Annotated in this window: 16 protein-coding genes; 10 read left to right on the forward strand and 6 right to left on the reverse strand. The window is 62.9% G+C overall.

Going from position 1 to position 16,636, the window contains the following annotated elements; genetic code table 11:
• Positions 1–68: 68 nt before the first annotated feature.
• Positions 69–710, forward strand: a complete 642-nt coding sequence (locus EOW68_RS06590; RefSeq protein WP_128224362.1) for a phosphoribosyltransferase — start codon at positions 69–71, stop codon at positions 708–710.
• A gap of 5 nt (positions 711–715) precedes the next feature.
• Here the strand turns inward: EOW68_RS06590 and EOW68_RS06595 are convergent, their stop codons facing one another.
• Both EOW68_RS06595 and EOW68_RS06600 read right to left on the reverse strand, forming a co-directional pair.
• Positions 716–1,588 (reverse strand): universal stress protein, encoded by an 873-nt coding sequence (locus EOW68_RS06595; RefSeq protein WP_128224363.1) that lies wholly within the window; start codon positions 1,586–1,588, stop codon positions 716–718.
• A gap of 67 nt (positions 1,589–1,655) precedes the next feature.
• Entirely contained in the window at positions 1,656–2,882 is a 1,227-nt protein-coding gene (locus EOW68_RS06600) for a tripartite tricarboxylate transporter permease (RefSeq protein ID WP_128224364.1), read from the reverse strand.
• A gap of 91 nt (positions 2,883–2,973) precedes the next feature.
• On the opposite strand from EOW68_RS06600, the gene EOW68_RS06605 reads away from it, so the two are divergent.
• Together EOW68_RS06605 and EOW68_RS06610 are read left to right on the forward strand one after the other, a co-directional pair.
• Positions 2,974–4,137: an NAD-binding protein gene (locus tag EOW68_RS06605; RefSeq protein WP_128224365.1), complete on the forward strand. Its 1,164-nt coding sequence runs from the start codon at positions 2,974–2,976 to the stop codon at positions 4,135–4,137.
• A 166-nt stretch (positions 4,138–4,303) separates the two neighbouring features.
• The gene (locus EOW68_RS06610; RefSeq protein ID WP_128224366.1) at positions 4,304–5,893 is read left to right on the forward strand and encodes a YegP family protein; all 1,590 of its coding nucleotides are present in this window, start codon (positions 4,304–4,306) and stop codon (positions 5,891–5,893) included.
• Positions 5,894–5,934: 41 nt separating this feature from the next.
• Here the strand turns inward: EOW68_RS06610 and EOW68_RS06615 are convergent, their stop codons facing one another.
• Positions 5,935–6,852, reverse strand: a complete 918-nt coding sequence (locus EOW68_RS06615) for a DUF5995 family protein (protein ID WP_128224367.1) — start codon at positions 6,850–6,852, stop codon at positions 5,935–5,937.
• A 170-nt stretch (positions 6,853–7,022) separates the two neighbouring features.
• On the opposite strand from EOW68_RS06615, the gene EOW68_RS06620 reads away from it, so the two are divergent.
• Positions 7,023–7,268, forward strand: coding sequence for a hypothetical protein (locus tag EOW68_RS06620; protein WP_128224368.1), 246 nt, complete (start codon positions 7,023–7,025; stop codon positions 7,266–7,268).
• A 14-nt stretch (positions 7,269–7,282) separates the two neighbouring features.
• On the opposite strand, the gene EOW68_RS06625 is transcribed toward EOW68_RS06620, so the two are convergent.
• Both EOW68_RS06625 and EOW68_RS06630 read right to left on the reverse strand, forming a co-directional pair.
• Positions 7,283–8,044 carry a PAS domain-containing protein gene (locus tag EOW68_RS06625; RefSeq protein WP_128224369.1) on the reverse strand — a complete coding sequence of 254 codons (762 nt, stop codon included), beginning with the start codon at positions 8,042–8,044 and terminating at the stop codon, positions 7,283–7,285.
• A 107-nt stretch (positions 8,045–8,151) separates the two neighbouring features.
• Positions 8,152–9,195 carry a matrixin family metalloprotease gene (locus tag EOW68_RS06630; RefSeq protein WP_128224370.1) on the reverse strand — a complete coding sequence of 348 codons (1,044 nt, stop codon included), beginning with the start codon at positions 9,193–9,195 and terminating at the stop codon, positions 8,152–8,154.
• Between the two features lie 146 nt (positions 9,196–9,341).
• On the opposite strand from EOW68_RS06630, the gene EOW68_RS06635 reads away from it, so the two are divergent.
• The 4 genes from EOW68_RS06635 (at position 9,342) to EOW68_RS06650 (ending at position 13,707) form a co-directional block, all read left to right on the forward strand.
• Positions 9,342–11,396, forward strand: coding sequence for a S8 family serine peptidase (locus EOW68_RS06635; RefSeq protein WP_128224371.1), 2,055 nt, complete (start codon positions 9,342–9,344; stop codon positions 11,394–11,396).
• 51 nt (positions 11,397–11,447) lie between these two features.
• Positions 11,448–11,780 (forward strand): BsuPI-related putative proteinase inhibitor, encoded by a 333-nt coding sequence (locus EOW68_RS06640; RefSeq protein ID WP_128224372.1) that lies wholly within the window; start codon positions 11,448–11,450, stop codon positions 11,778–11,780.
• 93 nt (positions 11,781–11,873) lie between these two features.
• Complete coding sequence (locus EOW68_RS06645; RefSeq protein WP_431358791.1) at positions 11,874–12,155, forward strand: hypothetical protein; 282 nt, start codon at positions 11,874–11,876, stop codon at positions 12,153–12,155.
• Positions 12,156–12,252: 97 nt separating this feature from the next.
• The gene (locus EOW68_RS06650) at positions 12,253–13,707 is read left to right on the forward strand and encodes an MATE family efflux transporter (RefSeq protein ID WP_128224465.1); all 1,455 of its coding nucleotides are present in this window, start codon (positions 12,253–12,255) and stop codon (positions 13,705–13,707) included.
• A 29-nt stretch (positions 13,708–13,736) separates the two neighbouring features.
• Here EOW68_RS06650 and EOW68_RS06655 read toward each other — a convergent pair whose 3' ends face one another.
• A complete protein-coding gene (locus EOW68_RS06655; protein ID WP_128224374.1) occupies positions 13,737–14,201 on the reverse strand; it encodes a pyridoxamine 5'-phosphate oxidase family protein in 465 nt (154 codons plus the stop codon).
• 176 nt (positions 14,202–14,377) lie between these two features.
• Between EOW68_RS06655 and EOW68_RS06660 the strand changes: the two genes are divergently transcribed.
• Complete coding sequence (locus EOW68_RS06660; protein WP_128224375.1) at positions 14,378–15,634, forward strand: MFS transporter; 1,257 nt, start codon at positions 14,378–14,380, stop codon at positions 15,632–15,634.
• A gap of 67 nt (positions 15,635–15,701) precedes the next feature.
• Entirely contained in the window at positions 15,702–16,601 is a 900-nt protein-coding gene (locus EOW68_RS06665) for an ArsR/SmtB family transcription factor (protein ID WP_128224376.1), read from the forward strand.
• Positions 16,602–16,636 lie beyond the last annotated feature (35 nt).

The following is a 16,636-nucleotide window of genomic DNA, read 5'->3' on the forward strand; positions in this document are numbered from 1 at the left end:
ACATCTACTCTTCCAGTACTGGCTAGCATCACCACAAGCATAGGGGACTGGGGTTCCTCTCTCTAGACATGGCCCCGAACCGATTCACCGACAGAGAACAGGCTGGCGCGGAACTGGGGGACCGACTCCGCGAGCAGGGGATCGACGCCGACATCGTGCTCGCGATCCCGCGCGGTGGGCTGCCGCTCGGCCGTGCAGTTGCCGACACGCTGGACGTACCGCTGGATATCGCTGTCGCGTCGAAAATCGGCGCGCCGAACAACCCGGAGTATGCTATCGGTGCCGTCGCGAGTGACGGGAGTGTCTGGCGGAACGAAGAAGCGTTCAGGAACTCGGCTGTCGACGAGGCGTATTTCCAACAGCAACGCGAGACGGAGCAAGCAAACGCCCGGGAGAAAGCCCGCCGGTACCGGGGTGACCAGTCCGAACCCGATCTGACAGACAAGACAGTGGTCCTCGTCGACGACGGTGTCGCCACCGGATCGACGATCAGGGCCTGTCTCGAACAGATCCGGAATGCGGACCCGGACCGTATCGTCGTTGCGCTTCCAGTCGGCCCGTCGGATACGATCGCAGACCTCGAAGCCACGGTCGACGAGGTGGTCTGTCTGGAGACCCCTGCGCGGTTCCGGGCTGTCGGGCAGGCCTACGACCGCTTCGAGCAGGTGTCAGACGAACGCGCGATGTCGTATCTCGACGCGGGGTCGTAGCCGCGTCATCCGTCCGGCTCTGCTTTCGTCGTGAACACCGGCACCTCGCTGCGCCGGATCACCCCCTCGCTCACACTCCCGAGTAGTACCCGCTCGATACCGGTTCGACCGTGGGTTCCCATCACGATAGCGTCGATGCCGTGTTCGTCGGCATAGGCACAGATCGCATGGCTCGGTGGCCCGCTCACGATCGAGGATTCGACCGTCGTGACGGCCGACTGTTCCACGCGGTCGCTGGCGATGTCGAGTGCTTGCTCTCCGGCTTCTTCGAGCGCTTCGAGCACCATGCCGCCGTCGACGTCCCCCGTAACGAGGCCGGTGTCGACCACGTGGAGCAGGTGTACCGCCGCGTCGATCCGTTCTGCGAGTTCGATCGCCTCCGACAGCGCCGCGTGTGCGGTTGCGCTCCCGTCGACCGGGACGAGTATGCCCTCGAACGGCCACTGGACTGTCGTCTCCTCGTGCGCTGTCACGACAGGGATCGTCGACTCGCGGAGGAGTTGCTCGGTGACGCTCCCGACGAGCATCCGACCGACGCCGCTCCGACCACGGGTCCCTATTACGATAGCGTCGATGTCGTGTTCGTCTGCGTACGCCAGCACCGTCTCGTGGATCGGATCGCTGTCTTCGAGTACTGCCGTCGTCGCCTCGATACCGGCCTCGGCTGCCCGGTCGGCGACTGCCGCGACCGCCTCTTCCCCGAGCCGGCGCAGTTCGGCAGTTTCCTCCTCGCTGAGGCCGAACGGCCAGCCGCCGGTCTCCTGGACGAAGACGGCGTGGACGTCGGCCTCGAACGCTTCGGCGAGTGCAATCGCCATGTCACCAGCCACCGCTGCCGGCTCGCTCCCGTCGGTTGGCACCAGAATCCTGTCGTACATACCGAGAGATACGTGTTGATTCGCCTAAGTATCCCCGCTGATTCTTCGAGTTCGGGAATCCCTCAAATCACAGTGCGAGCGGTACGAGCAAGACACCCATCAGCGACATTCGCCGTGCGCCGAACTGCACCGGGACGAGCCCGACGGCAGTTGCGACGACGAACACACCGACGCCGACCACACCAGTAAAGAGGAAAACGAGCACACAGAGAAAGCCGAGCACTGCAATCGAGAGACGGGCGTTGTCGATCGAGCCGACGGCAGCCAGATACCGGTCGCCGACCGCGAGGACCAGGACGAACCCCGCACCGGCAGCGATGGCGACAGTTCCGAGCAACACCGGAAGATTGTGGGGGACGTTCGTCGATTCGAGCGCGACCAGCACACCCGTTCGTGGGCTCCCGAGCGCGACCAGCGCAAAGAGGGCGAAGATCGTGTTTGCTGTGTTCACGCCGCTCGTTGCGACGACGAACGCTCGCGGGCCACGGTAGGGGACCAGCACGAGCGCGCCCGCGGCGGCGATCGCACTCGAAATCCCGGGGAGATAGCCGACCACAGCGCCGGAGAGACAGCCGATCAACCCCACGAGCACGACGAACCGTCTGGAGGTCGTGATCTGGGGGTCGTCCTGTTCGGGGACGCCCGCGCCACCGATCGCCTCGATGAGGATCGGTGCGCCGAAGAGGCCGGCAAACAGTGGCGCGAGCATCCCGCCTGCTGGGACCAGCCCGCCGGTCGGAATATCGAGCGTCACCACGCCGAGGAGACCACTCGCCGCCACGGCGACTGCGGCCCCGATCCGTGCCCGGGTCGTCGGTTCGGTGCCGACGATGAGCAGACAGACCGTCCCGAGGACGAACGTGAGATTCGCGGCGATCGTGGGATACAGTTGCTGCATCGCGAGTGTGATCGGGACGGCCAGTGGGATCGCGAAGGCGACGGCGAGTGCGCTGCCAAGCGCGGAGAGCCGCAGCGCTTCCCGGCCCCGCCCCTGGAGGACGAGTCGGTGGCCCGGCAGTGCCGTCGGTGCCATCGCCGGATCGGGGACGCCGAGTGCGAGCGCGGGGACGATATCCAGAAACGTGTGGACGACACCCGCCGCGAGCATCGCCGCACCGACGGCGAGTGGATCGGCGGGGATTGCCGGGGCGACACCCGCGAGCAACAGCGCGAAGTTGTTGGCGTGCAGTCCCGGTGTCAGTCCACTCGCTGTCCCCAGTGCGACCCCACCGAAGACGAACGCAGCCAGGACGAGCGTCCGTCCGGGTGCCACGCCGACTGCAACGCTTACCATCCCGACGAACTGGTCGTCCCTTCCGATATAATCCCTCGGACAGCAGTCGGAACCCGGTACAATTTACTGCTCCCATCTGCACTGGATTTATATGACGACCGAGGAACGGCCACGGATCCAACTCTTTGGTGCACGGCTCACAGTCCTGTTGCCGTCGCTCGTGGCCGTTCTCTCACTCGTGACCGGGATCACGAACATGACCGTCGGGGTGACGATCGGTGGCCCACTCGCCGATATCATTCCAGATGTCGTCCGGGAGGCAGCCGGTTTTACCGGTGCACTGACCGGGTTCGTGTTGCTTTTGAGTACCTGGTCGTTGCGGCATCGACACCGGTTCGGGCTGTACGCGACGCTCACCTTGCTCCCGATTACAGCCCTCCAGGGGCTCATTCAGGCCAGTGCGTACTCGCTGCCCCTGGTCGTCCTGTCACTGCTCTCCATGCCGGGGCTCGTCTATCACCGGAACCGGTTCGACCGGCCCGTCTCGCTGTCGACCACACAGATCTCCGCACTGGTCGCACTCTCGGGGACGATGGCCTACGGCACGGTCGGGACCTACGCCTTGCGAGAGGAGTTCACCGAGGTCAACACCGTCGCCGACGCATTCTACTATACTATCGTCACCGCGAGCACCGTCGGCTACGGTGATCTGACGCCCCTCTCCCAGCAGGCCCGGGTGTTCAGTATCACGGTGGTCGTCCTCGGGACGGCGAGTTTCGCGGTGGCACTCGGATCGGTGCTCGGCCCGGCAATCGAAGCCAGATTCGCACGCGCACTCGGAACCATGACTGACACAGACTACGACCTGCTCGAGGATCACATCGTGATTCTCGGCTACGGCGATCTGACAGAACCGCTCCTCGAAGAACTCGCTGACGAACGGGAGTTCGTGATCGTGACACCCAACAACGAACTTGCGGTCCGACTCCGAAACCGGGAGTACAAGGTTATCGTGGGCGATCCGAGCGACGACGAACCGCTGCAGCAGGCCGGGGTCGAACGCGCCAGTGCGATTGTCTGTGCGACTGAAAACGATGCCGAGGATGCCTTCGCAATCCTGACCGCCCGGGAACTCAGCCCCGACGCCCGTATTATCGCTGCCGCGACGGCCCGCGGCAACGTCCAGAAACTCCGCCGTGCCGGCGCCAATACCGTCTTTAGCCCCGCTGTCATCGGCGGCCAGCTGCTCGGCCGATCCGCACGCGGCGAGCGAATCGATACGATTTCGGATCACCTCGAGACCGACCCAGAGTGACATCCTCAGCTTGCTGTCACTCGTGATAACACAGATAAATTCATAGACATATATGGGCAGTGGTATTACCTGCCGCCGTCTCTGTGGGGGTATCAAGTAGTATATCTCACTTATTTTCGATACTTTCAGCAATCATTTTAATATGTCTGGCGTCTGTCTCCTACCCATGGGTACTAGTGACACAAACCCTCTCGTAGATTCTTACAGCAACCGGATCGGCGTTCCGTCGACGGCCAACGAAGCATACGGCTACTGGGTGTTCGTTTTCGGTGTGCTGGCAGGGTTCGTGGGGATCGCGCTGGTGATGCTCAGCGACTCCGCCGGGGCGATGGAGCGGGGTGCTGGCATCGCTATCGCGGCTATCGGGTTACTCCTCCTGATTATCGGGCCGATCATTCGGCTCCCGCTGAAGCGGAAGGCGACGCTGCTTTCCTATCTGGGTGCACTGTGCTGTCTGGCTGCTGTGGCGTGGTTCGTAACCGCGTTTCCGGACAACTGGAGTGCACAGTTCAACAACAGCGAGGTCGCGATTATCGGGCTATACGGGGTCGGAATCCTGATTATCGCGCTCGGCAGTGTGTTCGTCCCGCTGCTGACGAGTCCGCGTGAGGAACAGCTTGCTGCAGAAACCCGCGCGGCAGGAGCCGAAAGCGAGCGTGACGCTGCCATCGCGGAGGCAGAAGACCGCGCACGCGAGGCCGAACGACAGGCCGAGGAGGCACAGCGCCAGGCCGACGTAGCCGCCGAAGAACGTGCCGAGCGGGAACTGCTCGAAGCAGAGCTAGTACGGATCGGCGACAGTCAGTCGCAGTTCGAACTGTTCACCGACAGGGGTGGCAAGTACCGCTGGCGGCTCCGACACCGCAACCGCAACATCATCGCCGATAGCTCGCAGGGATACTCCTCGCGACAGAACGCCCAGAAGGGGCTGAGTGCGGTCAAACGTGATGCCTTCGGTGCCACCGTCGTCGATCTCGACAAACTCGACGAGGTGACTGTCGACAGCGTCGACGAGGCCGTCGAGGGTGACGACGCTCCGGAGTTCGTCGACGAGATCGAGAGTCGGGCCGAGTTCGAAACCTACGAAGACTCGGGCGGGGAGCACCGCTGGCGGCTCCGCCACGACAACGGCAACATCATCGCAGACAGTTCGCAGGGATACGGGTCGGCGAGCAGTCGGGACGACGCTGTCGAGCGGGTCAGCCAGTACGTCCAGAGTGCGGATTACCTCCGGCTCAAACCGGCAGCGTTCGAGCTGTTCCGCGACAGGGCCGGCAAGTACCGCTGGCGGCTGCTGTACAAAAACGGGAACATCCTCGCGGACAGCGGCCAGGGCTACGCCTCACGGCAGAAAGCCAGACAGGGGCTCGAAAGCGTCCAGCGAAACGTCGCCGAGGACGGCAACGCCGACTTCGAGGTCTACGAGGACTCTGGCGGGGAGTACCGCTGGCGACTCGTCCACCGCAACGGCAACATCATCGCGGACAGCGGCGAGGGGTACGCCTCGGAAAGCGGCGCGGAGGATGCTGTCGAACGAATCCGCAGTTACGCGCCAGTCGCACACGTCCTCGATATCGGTAGTGCGGCCTTCGAGATCTACAGAGACAACGCCGAGGAGTGGCGCTGGCGGCTCCGACACCGCAACGGCAACATTCTGGCCGACAGCGGTGAGGGCTACGCGTCGCGATCCGGCGTGGAAGACGCGATCAACAGCGTGAAACAGAACGGACCGAACGCGGACGTCGCCGACTCGTAAGCGTCTCGGACGCACAGAAGTTCGGACGGCACGGATTGTTTTTACAGACGCTCCTGCACCAGATCGTGAAATTCCACTGCATGGGCTGCCAGATCGAACTCGTCAGCTTCGATCTCGTGGAGTGTCTCCATCGTCGCCTGACTCGCGGTCGGTTCCAGGAGGAGGTAGGCACCACCGGTCGCAGTCCGGGCGAGCAGCCACCTCGTGTACCGATCGATCGGGAGCCATCCGGCATCGGTTCGTAGGACGGCGATCTGCCAGGCCTGTTTCCGGGCTCTCCGGAGACTCGCGGCTGCTGCCAGATCGTCGAGTTCGCCAAGCCGGTCGCCGATCCGTGCCAGCCCGGGGGCGTACTGGCGTGCCAGGAGATCCTGCTGGACGCTGACGAGCCGCCGGAGGATCTCGTTGATCCGGGTGTGGTCGGCGAACTTGTCGGGGCGGTCGGGGTCCAGGCCGATATCTGACAGCGTCAACGCCAGGTCGTAGTTGATGTGTGCGTTGATGCCAAGCAGTGTGTCCTGCATGACGAGCACGTCGTGTTCGAGCGCCGTTCCGAACGTGACGATCCACGGATCGGGCACTTCGTCGACTGCCCCACGCTCGTAGTTGTAAAATGCCCGCCTGTAGTACTCCGCAAACTGGACGAGATATCGTGCCATCCAAGCCGGGTCGACGAACGCCCCTGCATCGATCTCTTGGATCGTCGCCGCTGTCATCTCCGTGTAGATGGTGAGAAAGACTGCGCGGCGATCGGACTGTTCGAGCAGGGTCGCTTCGAGTTCTTCGAGGCGATCGTGGACGTCGTCCACCGACCGGAACGGCTCCTCGACGAGCGATAGTAGCTCCGTATCCGGCGTCTCGTCGACCACGAATCGCTCGACACTGCTGGTGTAGCTCTTTTGCAGTTGCCGCAGCCGACTGGTGTCGAGGAGCATCCCGAGTGCCGACAGGTCACCCATCGATCCGCTCCGGTCTCTTCCCGGGCGATTTCGGTCGCCGAGTGGTACGCATACTGGATTCTATACACCCGGTCTGGTAGTAAAGATATCTCTTGGAGGACCACGGGTGTCTCTGGGCTGGCGACACTCGTCCCGGCGAGTTTTTTGTACCCACCACCCGAAGCGGTCGTATGGAGGATCTCAAAACAGAGTTGCGCGACGCGTTCGAGAGTGATGGCTACGAGATTGCCGAACTGAGTACCAACCGCGACAAGGTCCGGATCGCGGTCCGAGATTCGGAGGCCAGCGGTGAGGCGTTGCGGGAACTCACGCACGACGTGCTCTCCAGCGACGATGTACTCGGATTCAACGTGACGACCGAGTCGACGGCCAACGACGAGATCAATACGGTGGTCTCGTTCCGGTATCGGGGCTGATACTGCTGGCAGCGTTAGGAATCGGATGCTTTCACTGTGCCGTGATGAATCACGCAGATGTGGCCCCCTTCTTCGAGGTCGCTGATCGAGTGTGTGGACCGGAACTGGAACCCGTCACGGTGGAGACACTCGCAGTCGCCGATCCAGCCTCCCTCTGACTGGAGTGTCGGGAGGATCTCGTTTTTGTAGTGTTCGATCTCGGATTCTGGATAGAGCTGGTCCCAGCTGCCGCCGACGAGCTCCTCGGGGCTGTAACCGTACACACTGGCGTAAGCCTCGTTGACGTACTGGAACTGGCCGTCGCTGTCGAATATCGCGATCCCATCCCGGATCGCTTCGAGTGCATCGATCGTCTGCTGGGCTGTTTGCTGGTTCCGATGTCGACGGACCTCCGTCTCGATCCGGTTTGCGAGCACAGCAGTCTCGCCGGTCTGTACGTAACCCGAGACGCCGGCCGCGAGCGCCCGTTCGGCGACTCCCTCACTGTCTGGATCTGCGTACAGGATGAACGGGATCGTCCTGCCCTGTTCACGGACTGCCTCGAACAGCGCCAGCCCGTTCGTCCCCGGCAACTCGTAGCTGCTGACGATGCAGTCGAACGACGACTTCTGCAGGCTGTCGAGTCCCGCCTGTGGCTCTGTTGCCGTTACATCGAACTTCCCGTCTGTCTGTTCGGTCGCCGTCGTCAGATCGTCGGTTGTCGCTGGATCCCCGTCGATATGGAGAACCCGGAACGTATCCACCGTGGACGATGTAGCCTCTCTAACTGCATTCATTTTGTCACCTCCATTGTGGTCTGTTACTCTTCGATATGTAGGTATTTAAATACCTGTTTTATTATTGGCTGAATAACAGTCTTTCTGCTTGATATATCGTTCATCGATCAGTCGATAGTTTGTTCGTCGAGGTCGTCCTCGCCGAGGTCGATAACAGGGGCCTCGTTTTCGAATCCGCGGACGAGTCCGAGCGCGACTGCGATTTCACGAAGCTGAACCGGGCCGATCTCGTTGAACGCCGTGATCCGCTCGTTCGCGGTGCTGATCGCGTCCTCCCGCTCGGCGTCGTCGCCCGCTGTTGCAGCCTCGGCCGCACGTCCGAGTGCAGCGGTCAACTCCTCGGCGATCACCATCCGGCGGCGGATCTGGCCGAGATGATCGCGGAGCGTTTCGAGTGCAACTGTCTCGACGCGTTCGATATCCTCGAAGACGACAGTCCGATCGATCGCCAGATCGATCGACTCGCGCAGCTCGACGAAATCACTGTTTGCAGCCTCGAAAGCTGCCGCTGTCGCGTCGAACTCACCGCCTCCGAACAGTTCGATCCCGTGGTTCAGGAGGCCCGTGGCAGCCACCGAGCGCTCGTTGACCGCCTGTACCCGCTCCCAGATCTCGATCCGGGTAGCGTACTCCGGGATCCGGTCTTCCGGCCGGTTCGACATGATCTCGCGTGGCTCGGCGTCGTGGTCCAGGCCGAGAACGTGTCCGATCTCGTGTTTCGTCGTCGTCCGGATCTGTCCGATCGGCCGTCTCGCCGCGACGACCCGTGCGGTGATCGGTCGGTCCACGCGCCGACCGGGGCCGAGGAGGGGCGCACAGCCCATCACCAGTTCGCTGTAGTTCTCGACGTTCTCACAGCCCTGCGAGCTATCCGTATATGCGATCAGCATATCCGGATCGTCGTGGTCGACGACCTCGAACGAGATCGAGAACCCGGCGTACTGCTCGCTGTTTCCCTCCCAGAATGCCAGCGCCTCCCGGGCGTTTCTGTCGAGGTCGTACGGACTCGCTGACTCGGCGTCGATCCGGACTGTCGGCTCCATCCCGGCGAGCGGGTGGCTGTCGTCCGCTGGCGGTGTGACACCGAGACAGCCAGCGACTGCAGTCGCGAACCCTCCGCCAGTTGCCGCGAGCAACGCACGACGGTTCATACCCGCTGTGAGTCGTCCAGCGACGAGAAAATTCCGGTCGATGAGCGATATACTTCCACAGAACTACTTTTTACTTACATACAATTACTATTTAATATCATATATTTGGGTAAACTTATTTATCTTCGTATGTCTGTTCTGAAAGTATGCCGGATCGTAGCAACAATTGTTCGGAGTTATCACGGCGTGATGTACTGAAAGCAACAGGAGGGACGCTGGCCGGCGGTGCGATGGTTGGGCAGGCCTCGGCGAACAGCCGTGCCGAAGTCAACGTCGGGTTCGACGGCCCCAGGGGCCGAGAGGCGGCGAAAAAGGCAGCCGACTCGATCGAGCGGGAGTTCAACTTCGATGCGATGACGATCACTGCATCGGAGAAGGCGATCGACGGCCTCGAAAACAACCCGAACATCCGCTACGTCGAGGCAAACGGGGAGATGCAGGCACTCGAACAGCGCCTGCCGTGGGGGGTCGACCGCGTCGACGCTGACGTCCTCCACGACAACGGTCAGACGGGTTCGGGTGCGGATATCGCCATCATCGACACCGGTATCGACGACGACCACCCCGACCTGGAGGCCAACGTCGGCGAGGGGAAAGCGTACGTCGACTGCTCGGGATCGAACTGCAACTACCCCTGGTCGGACGACGACAATCACGGCACCCACTGTGCCGGCATCGCCGGTGCGGTCGACAACAGCGAGGGTGTCGTCGGCGTCTCGACCGAGGCAACACTCCACGCTGTGAAGGTCCTCGACGGGAACGGGAGCGGCTCGTTCTCGGATGTCGCGGCGGGCATCGAGTACACGGCCGACCAGGGCTGGGACGTCGCGAGCCTGAGCCTCGGTGCCTCCTCCGGGTCGAGCACGGTCAAGGATGCCTGCCGGTACGCCGACGACAGGGGTGTCCTGCTGGTCGCCGCCGCGGGCAACGACGGTTCCTGTTCGGACTGCGTCGGCTACCCGGCCGCGTACTCGACGGTGATCGCAGTGAGTTCGACCGACAGCGACGACAGCCTCTCCTCCTTTTCCTCGACGGGTCCGGAGGTCGAACTGGCTGCACCCGGCGGGAGCATCGAGTCGACGGTCATCGGTGGCTACGAGACCTACTCGGGGACGTCGATGGCCTGTCCGCACGTCTCCGGGGCGGGTGCGCAGCTGATGGCCAACGGCTACACGAACACCGAGGCACGCCAGCGACTCAAAGAGACGGCAGAGGATATCGGTCTCGCGGACGACGAGCAGGGAAGCGGCCTGCTCGACGCCGAGGCCGCGGTGCTCGACGGCGGCGATACGGACACGGCACCGACTGTCTCCTGGGCGAATCCAACTGATGGGAAGACCGTCTCGGGGACGGTCACCGTCCAACTCGACGCCTCCGATAACGAGGACAGCGACGACTCCCTCGATGTTACCTACAGCGTCGACGGCGGCTCCGCACGGTCGACGACCTACAACGCCGAGACCGGCTACTACGAGGACTCCTGGGACAGCACTGCTGTCTCCGACGGCGACCACACGCTGGACGCCAGTGCGACCGACTCGGCGGGCAACACCAGCACGTCGAGCATCACGGTCACAACCGACAACACCGAGAGTGCACCGGCTGTCGATAGCCTCTCGGCGTCGGAAGTCGAGACTGACGACGGCGACGCCGAGTTCGACGTCGACTGGTCGGTCAGCGACTCGGACGGTGATCTCGACTCGGTCGATCTCACACTGACAGACGATACGGCCGGCGAGACCGAGGAGACGGCGGCGGTCAGTGTCAGCGGCGACACCGCAAGCGACACGACACGGCTGGTCGCGGCCGGTGACGACGGCTCCGGTAACGACTACACGGTCGAGGCGATCGGTACCGATTCGGCGGGGAACACCGGCTCCGACTCGACCACGGTGAGCGAGACCGAGGATACCAACAGTGCTCCGACTGCGAGTATCGACGGCCTCGACGACAGGAGCAACCCGCGCTGGGACCGGATCGAGGTCGACTGGAGCGCCAGCGACCCGGACGGCAACCTCGACACCGTGATTGTCGAGATGCTCGACGCAGGCGGCAGTACGGTAGACTCGGTGACCACCGGCGTCAGCGGCTCCTCGGCCTCGGGGGTCGACGAAGTTCGCACCAAGAGCAACGGCTCCGAGATCGTGGTGACTGCGACCGATACCGACGGCGAAAGCGGGACCGACTCCCAGTCGATCTGACCGCTTCCCCGTAACGTATCCTTTTTTATCTGTTCTCCCGCAATATCGTGTATGTCACTCGATGCCACGCTGGCTGTGACGACCAACGGCGACGTGCAGTTCTCCTTCAGCGTCGTCAACGAGGGGACGACGGCGGTCACACTCACGTTTTCGAGTGGGAAACGCGCTGATATCGTCGTCCGGGATCTGTCGGGGGAGGAACTCTGGCGCTGGAGTGACGGACGGATGTTCACCCAGGCGATCACCAGGGCGACGCTGGAACCTGGCGAGCAGATCGAACAGTCCTACACCTGGGAGGACCCCCCATCGGGCACGTACGTGGCGACTGGCATCCTCGAAGCTGACTCTGATCTGGAAGCCGAGGCGGAGTTTACTGTTGAATAGCACTCTCACCCGGTGCAGTGGAACGTCGCCAGGTCCGTAGATCTGTCACAACCATTATCTGTTCGCTGTTCGAACCTGTAAGTGACTATGAGTCTGAAAGCAACGATCAAGCTCGCACTCCTGCGTGCGCGGTACGCTGCCATCGGGGCCGCAATCGGTGCAGCGCTGGGCGGACTGTTCGGACGATCGCCGGCGAGTACCGGTGGCGCAACCGGTGCGCTCCTCGGTGCGGTCGTCGCCGAGAAACGACACTCTGCGGGTGGCTGGCTCGATCAGGTTCGGCCCGCCGACGAGACGGACGACGCGGCAGACGAGACGGCGAGTGTCGTCGACCGCGTGAAACAGAAGAAACAGGGGCTGTCGACGGCCGACTAACGTTTCGGTACCGCAGTCGGTTCTGGCGACCATCGAATTGATGCCGCCGTGAGCCCATGTTCCGCCAGTGGCAGAGACTGATCGAAAGCGCGTGGATATGACCACGGGTGCGATCGCACCGAAACTGCTCCACCTGGCCTGGCCGCTCGTCGCCGGCAACCTCCTCCAGACGGTGTACAACCTCGCGGATCTGTTCTGGGTCGGCCGCGTCAGCTCCGAGGCTGTCGCGGCTGTCTCGCTGATGTTCCCGCTCTCGTGGATGTTCGTCTCGACAGCGATGGGGATCACGGCTGCGACGATCGCACTCGTCTCCCAGTACGTCGGGGCCGACGACGACCGCCAGGCGGATCGGGTCGTCGCGCAGACGATCCTCCTGACGCTCGTGGTCTCTGCAGCGCTCGCGACCCTCGGCTGGCTCTTTCGACGCGAGTTGCTCTCGCTGATCGGTGCGGAGGGGCAGGTGTTCATCGAAGCCCTGGCCTACATCGAGGTGATCTTCCTGGCGCTTCCGTTCATCTTCCTGTTTTTCGCGTTCCGGGCCTCGCTGCAGGGGGCCGGTGACACGAAGACTGCGATGTGGCTGATGGTCATCTCCGCCGGGTTGAACGTCGTCCTCGATCCCTTCTTCATCCTGGGCTGGGGGCCGTTCCCGGCCTGGGGGACCCGCGGTGCGGCGTGGGCAACCTTTATTTCGCGTGGCTTCGCCACCGCTGCCGGGATCTACATCTTGCTCCGTGGCGGCTTCGGCGTCCGGCTGCACGTGAGCGATCTGTGGCCCGATTTCACCCTTCTCCGGAAACTGATCGACGTCGGCTATCCGGCGACACTCGACGGCTGGACACGCAGTTTCGCAGCGGTCACGATGGCTGCCTTCGTCACCCCCTTCGGGACCGCCGCCATCGCGGCCTACGGGATCGGGATCCGGATCATGTCCGTCTCGTGGTCGGTCGCCGGTGCCGTGGGACAGGCGACCGCGACCGGTGTCGGGCAGAATCTCGGTGCCGAAACCCCGGATCGGGCGGCACGCGTGACCTGGGTCGGCACCGGCGCAACGATGGGGTTCCTGTTCGGTGCCGCAGCGATCTGTATCATCTTTCCCGAGACCATCATCGGCGTCTTCGACAGCAGCGCCGATACCATCGCGGAGGGACGGCAGTTCCTGTACATCATCGCGCCTTTCTGGGCCTTCTTCGGCGGGACGATGGTCATCCAGGGTGGCTTTCGGGGGGCTGGCCAGACGAAGGTTGCGCTGGCACTGTCCTTCCTCGCACGCTGGGTGTTCCGGGTTCCCGTCGCGATCGTGCTCGCCTTCTCGGCGGTCTCAATCCCTGGAACCAGCCTCGTCTTCGACGGCGGCTTCGGAATCGGCGTCGAGGGGGTCTGGCTGGCCTTCTCGATCGGGGCCTTTCTGACCTTCCTGCTGGCTACGTTCTGGTTCCGGCTCGGCCGGTGGACCGAGGGCGTCATAGAGGAGGCTGATCGGGTGGTCCCCGAGTTCACCGGGTCGGAGGAGACAGAGACCGAGCAGCCGCCGGCCGAGACCGAGGATTGAACTTCTCGCGATCTGTGAGACCGACCGATCTAGACTTTCCCGGGTGCCAGATCAGTGTGTTTGATCCCCGACTGTTCGGTCACTGCGAACTCGTAGACTCTGGTCTGTCCCGAGGTCGAACTGGTGGTAAACACCTCCGGCCGCCAGGCGGTATCGAGGACATCGGCGAGGTCCCCCCACTCGCTGGGCGGGAGCTTCTCGAAGGTCCCTGTCAGTAACACACTCCGCCAGTCGAACATCGTCTCGGCGTCGTAGACCAGAAACGGGGCGGTGTCTGCCTGTTCGGTCAACTGCTGTTTCCTGCTTTCCTCCCCGAGGACGTAGGTGAAATACAGCGACGACTCACCGTCGTACGCGTAGGAAAGCGGGAGCAGATACGGCTGCGCCGGTGCTGGGAGCCCGAGAACTCCGATCGCCTGGCTTTCGAGGAACTGTTCGATCTCCTCGTCGCGCATCTCCTCCAGCCCGTACCGCTTTAGTTCTTCAACAGTCATACGTGAGTATCTATCTAGAAGAACAAAGAGACGCGCGACAATTCCCACAGTCTGAAAACAAATGTCGATAGCTCTCGGAAACCACAAATATATCTCTAGAGAGCGTCTTCGTAACTATATAGGGGGCTGCTCTCCGAGTCCGTCACAATGGGACGGTCTCGGGTGAGTCGGTCACGATGAGGACTATCTTTGGCGTCAATCCCCAGGTGATCGCCCTGGCACTCGCCAGGATGTCCGAATCGGTCGGCAACTCCTTTCTCATCGTCGTTTTGCCGTTGTTTATCGCGAGTGACTTCGTGAGCGGTGCCACGTTCGGCCTCACCGAAGTCGCGATCACCGGAATCGTCCTCTCGCTGTTCGGGTTCGTCAACAGCCCGCTACAGCCCTTCACTGGTCGACTCTCGGATCGGACCGGTCGGCGGAAAATCTACGTTCTCCTCGGGCTCGTCATTCTGGCCGGAGCGAGTTTCGCCTACACGCTCGCCACCTCCTACTGGCATCTGATCGGCCTGCGAGTGCTCCAGGGTATCGCGGGTGCCTTTATCATCCCGACGACGGTCGCGCTCGTCAACGACCTCGCAGCGGAGGACAACCGCGGCGGGAACATGGGCACGTACAACACGTTCCGGCTGGTCGGCTTCGGTGTCGGCCCCGTCGCTGCGGGCGGTGTCGTCGGTGCCGGCCCGTACTCCGTCGCGTCGGTGACGTTCACCGGCTTCGACGCCGCCTTCGCGTTTGCCGGACTCACTGCGACACTCGCTCTCGTGCTCGTCGTGGTTCTCATCCGCGACCCGGATATCGAGCCGACCGATCCCGACGATCAGAGCGGCGGGATTGCTGTCTTCAACCCGGGCGGATCCACCTTCCTCGATCCCGTCTTCACCCTCGGCGTCGCCTCGTTTTTCATGGCCATCGGGATCGCAACCTTCGCCACACTCGGCGAGATCGTCAACGTGCGACTCGACCAGGGCTCCGAGATGTTCGGCCTGCAGTTCGCCGCCTTCGTGCTCGCACAGATCTTCCTGCAGGCACCGATCGGCCGGGCGACCGACTTCTACGGCCGCAAGCGGTTCATCGTCCTCGGGATGGCACTACTGATCCCGACGACGCTCGTCCAGGGGTTCATCTTCGATTCCTGGCTCATGTTCGGTGCCCGCTTCGCCCAGGGGGTTGCTGGTGCGATGGTGTTCGCGCCCGCACTCGCACTCGCCGGAGATATTGCGACCGACACCAGCTCCGGAACGACGCTTTCGGTGCTGACGATGGCCTTCGGCTTCGGGGTCGCGTTCGGACCGCTCCTGTCTGGCTTTCTCGTCGAGATCGGCTTCGCCGTCCCCTTCGCTTTCGCTGCACTCCTCGCGGCGGCCGGCCTCGTGCTCGTCGTCACGCAGGTCGAGGAGGTCCGCACACCGGGCCGGTCCAGCGACGAGTAGCTATCAAAACATTTGCAAAAACGCAGTTCAGGGAATCCTTTTCACGGTGTGTGCACATATTCGACGTATGAGCAGGGCGACAGAGCACACCGGCGAGACCGAGAATGCCGAGCCTGCAGCGGCTCTGTCGGTGATCGCCAACGAGACTCGCCTCGATATTCTCGAAGCGTTGTGGGGGTTCGACGACCGACCGGTTCGTTTCTCGGAGCTGTTCGACGCCGTGGATATCAGTGACAGCGCACAGTTCAATTACCATCTCAAAGAGCTCACAGACCAGTTCGTCAGGAAGACCGACGAGGGGTACGACCTCCGGTTTGCCGGCGGGCAGGTGATCCGTGCGATCCGTGCCGGCCGGTTCACCCAGCATCCCGATATCGACCCGTTCGAGGTCGAGGGTGCCTGCACACGCTGTGACGGGCCGCTGGTCGCGAGCTACGCCGACGAACAGCTCTCGATCGACTGTGGGGACTGTGGCAAGGCCCACGGCGAGTACCCGTTCCCGCCAGGTGGGCTCGTCGATCGATCACCCGTGGAGATCGCGACGGCGTTCGACGAGCGTGTTCGCCATCTCCACTGTCTGGCCGCCGACGGCGTCTGCCCGGTCTGTAGCGGTCGCATGGAGACCACTATCGAACGTGAGGAGCCCTGCTGTCTGGACGTGGCCGTTCGCGCCGAACACGTCTGCCAGCAGTGTCGCCACGAACTCTGCTCCCCGATCGGGCTGGTCTTGCTCGACGAGGCCGTCGTCGCAGCCTTCTACGACGAACACGGCATCGACCTCTCCCAGCGACCGTACTGGACGCTGCCCTGGTGTGTCGACGACGAGTACGCCACCGTCGAGGAGACCGAGCCGTGGCGCATCGAGGTCCGGATCCCGGCTGGCGACGAAACGCTCCGGGTCACACTCGACGAGATGCTCACCGTTCAGGAGACGACCTGTCTCGACTGTGAAGCGGACCTGTGCTGAATCATTAATCGCCATCCGAACGACATGTATGCCAC

The organism is Halovenus amylolytica, from assembly GCA_004015825.1.
Lineage (GTDB): Archaea > Halobacteriota > Halobacteria > Halobacteriales > Haloarculaceae > Halovenus > Halovenus amylolytica.

Excerpts from the sequence above, each read along its gene's own strand:
- EOW68_RS06665 (WP_128224376.1), top strand. The coding sequence starts at position 15,702 with ATGAGCAGGGCGACAGAGCACACCGGCGAGACCGAGAATGCCGAGCCT.
- EOW68_RS06600 (WP_128224364.1), bottom strand. The coding sequence starts at position 2,882 with ATGGTAAGCGTTGCAGTCGGCGTGGCACCCGGACGGACGCTCGTCCTG.
- EOW68_RS06650 (WP_128224465.1), top strand. The coding sequence starts at position 12,253 with ATGACCACGGGTGCGATCGCACCGAAACTGCTCCACCTGGCCTGGCCG.
- EOW68_RS06620 (WP_128224368.1), top strand. The coding sequence starts at position 7,023 with ATGGAGGATCTCAAAACAGAGTTGCGCGACGCGTTCGAGAGTGATGGC.
- EOW68_RS06660 (WP_128224375.1), top strand. The coding sequence starts at position 14,378 with ATGAGGACTATCTTTGGCGTCAATCCCCAGGTGATCGCCCTGGCACTC.
- EOW68_RS06640 (WP_128224372.1), top strand. The coding sequence starts at position 11,448 with ATGTCACTCGATGCCACGCTGGCTGTGACGACCAACGGCGACGTGCAG.
- EOW68_RS06625 (WP_128224369.1), bottom strand. The coding sequence starts at position 8,044 with ATGAATGCAGTTAGAGAGGCTACATCGTCCACGGTGGATACGTTCCGG.
- EOW68_RS06595 (WP_128224363.1), bottom strand. The coding sequence starts at position 1,588 with ATGTACGACAGGATTCTGGTGCCAACCGACGGGAGCGAGCCGGCAGCG.
- EOW68_RS06615 (WP_128224367.1), bottom strand. The coding sequence starts at position 6,852 with ATGGGTGACCTGTCGGCACTCGGGATGCTCCTCGACACCAGTCGGCTG.
- EOW68_RS06590 (WP_128224362.1), top strand. The coding sequence starts at position 69 with ATGGCCCCGAACCGATTCACCGACAGAGAACAGGCTGGCGCGGAACTG.
- EOW68_RS06605 (WP_128224365.1), top strand. The coding sequence starts at position 2,974 with ATGACGACCGAGGAACGGCCACGGATCCAACTCTTTGGTGCACGGCTC.
- EOW68_RS06655 (WP_128224374.1), bottom strand. The coding sequence starts at position 14,201 with ATGACTGTTGAAGAACTAAAGCGGTACGGGCTGGAGGAGATGCGCGAC.
- EOW68_RS06630 (WP_128224370.1), bottom strand. The coding sequence starts at position 9,195 with ATGAACCGTCGTGCGTTGCTCGCGGCAACTGGCGGAGGGTTCGCGACT.
- EOW68_RS06610 (WP_128224366.1), top strand. The coding sequence starts at position 4,304 with ATGGGTACTAGTGACACAAACCCTCTCGTAGATTCTTACAGCAACCGG.
- EOW68_RS06635 (WP_128224371.1), top strand. The coding sequence starts at position 9,342 with ATGCCGGATCGTAGCAACAATTGTTCGGAGTTATCACGGCGTGATGTA.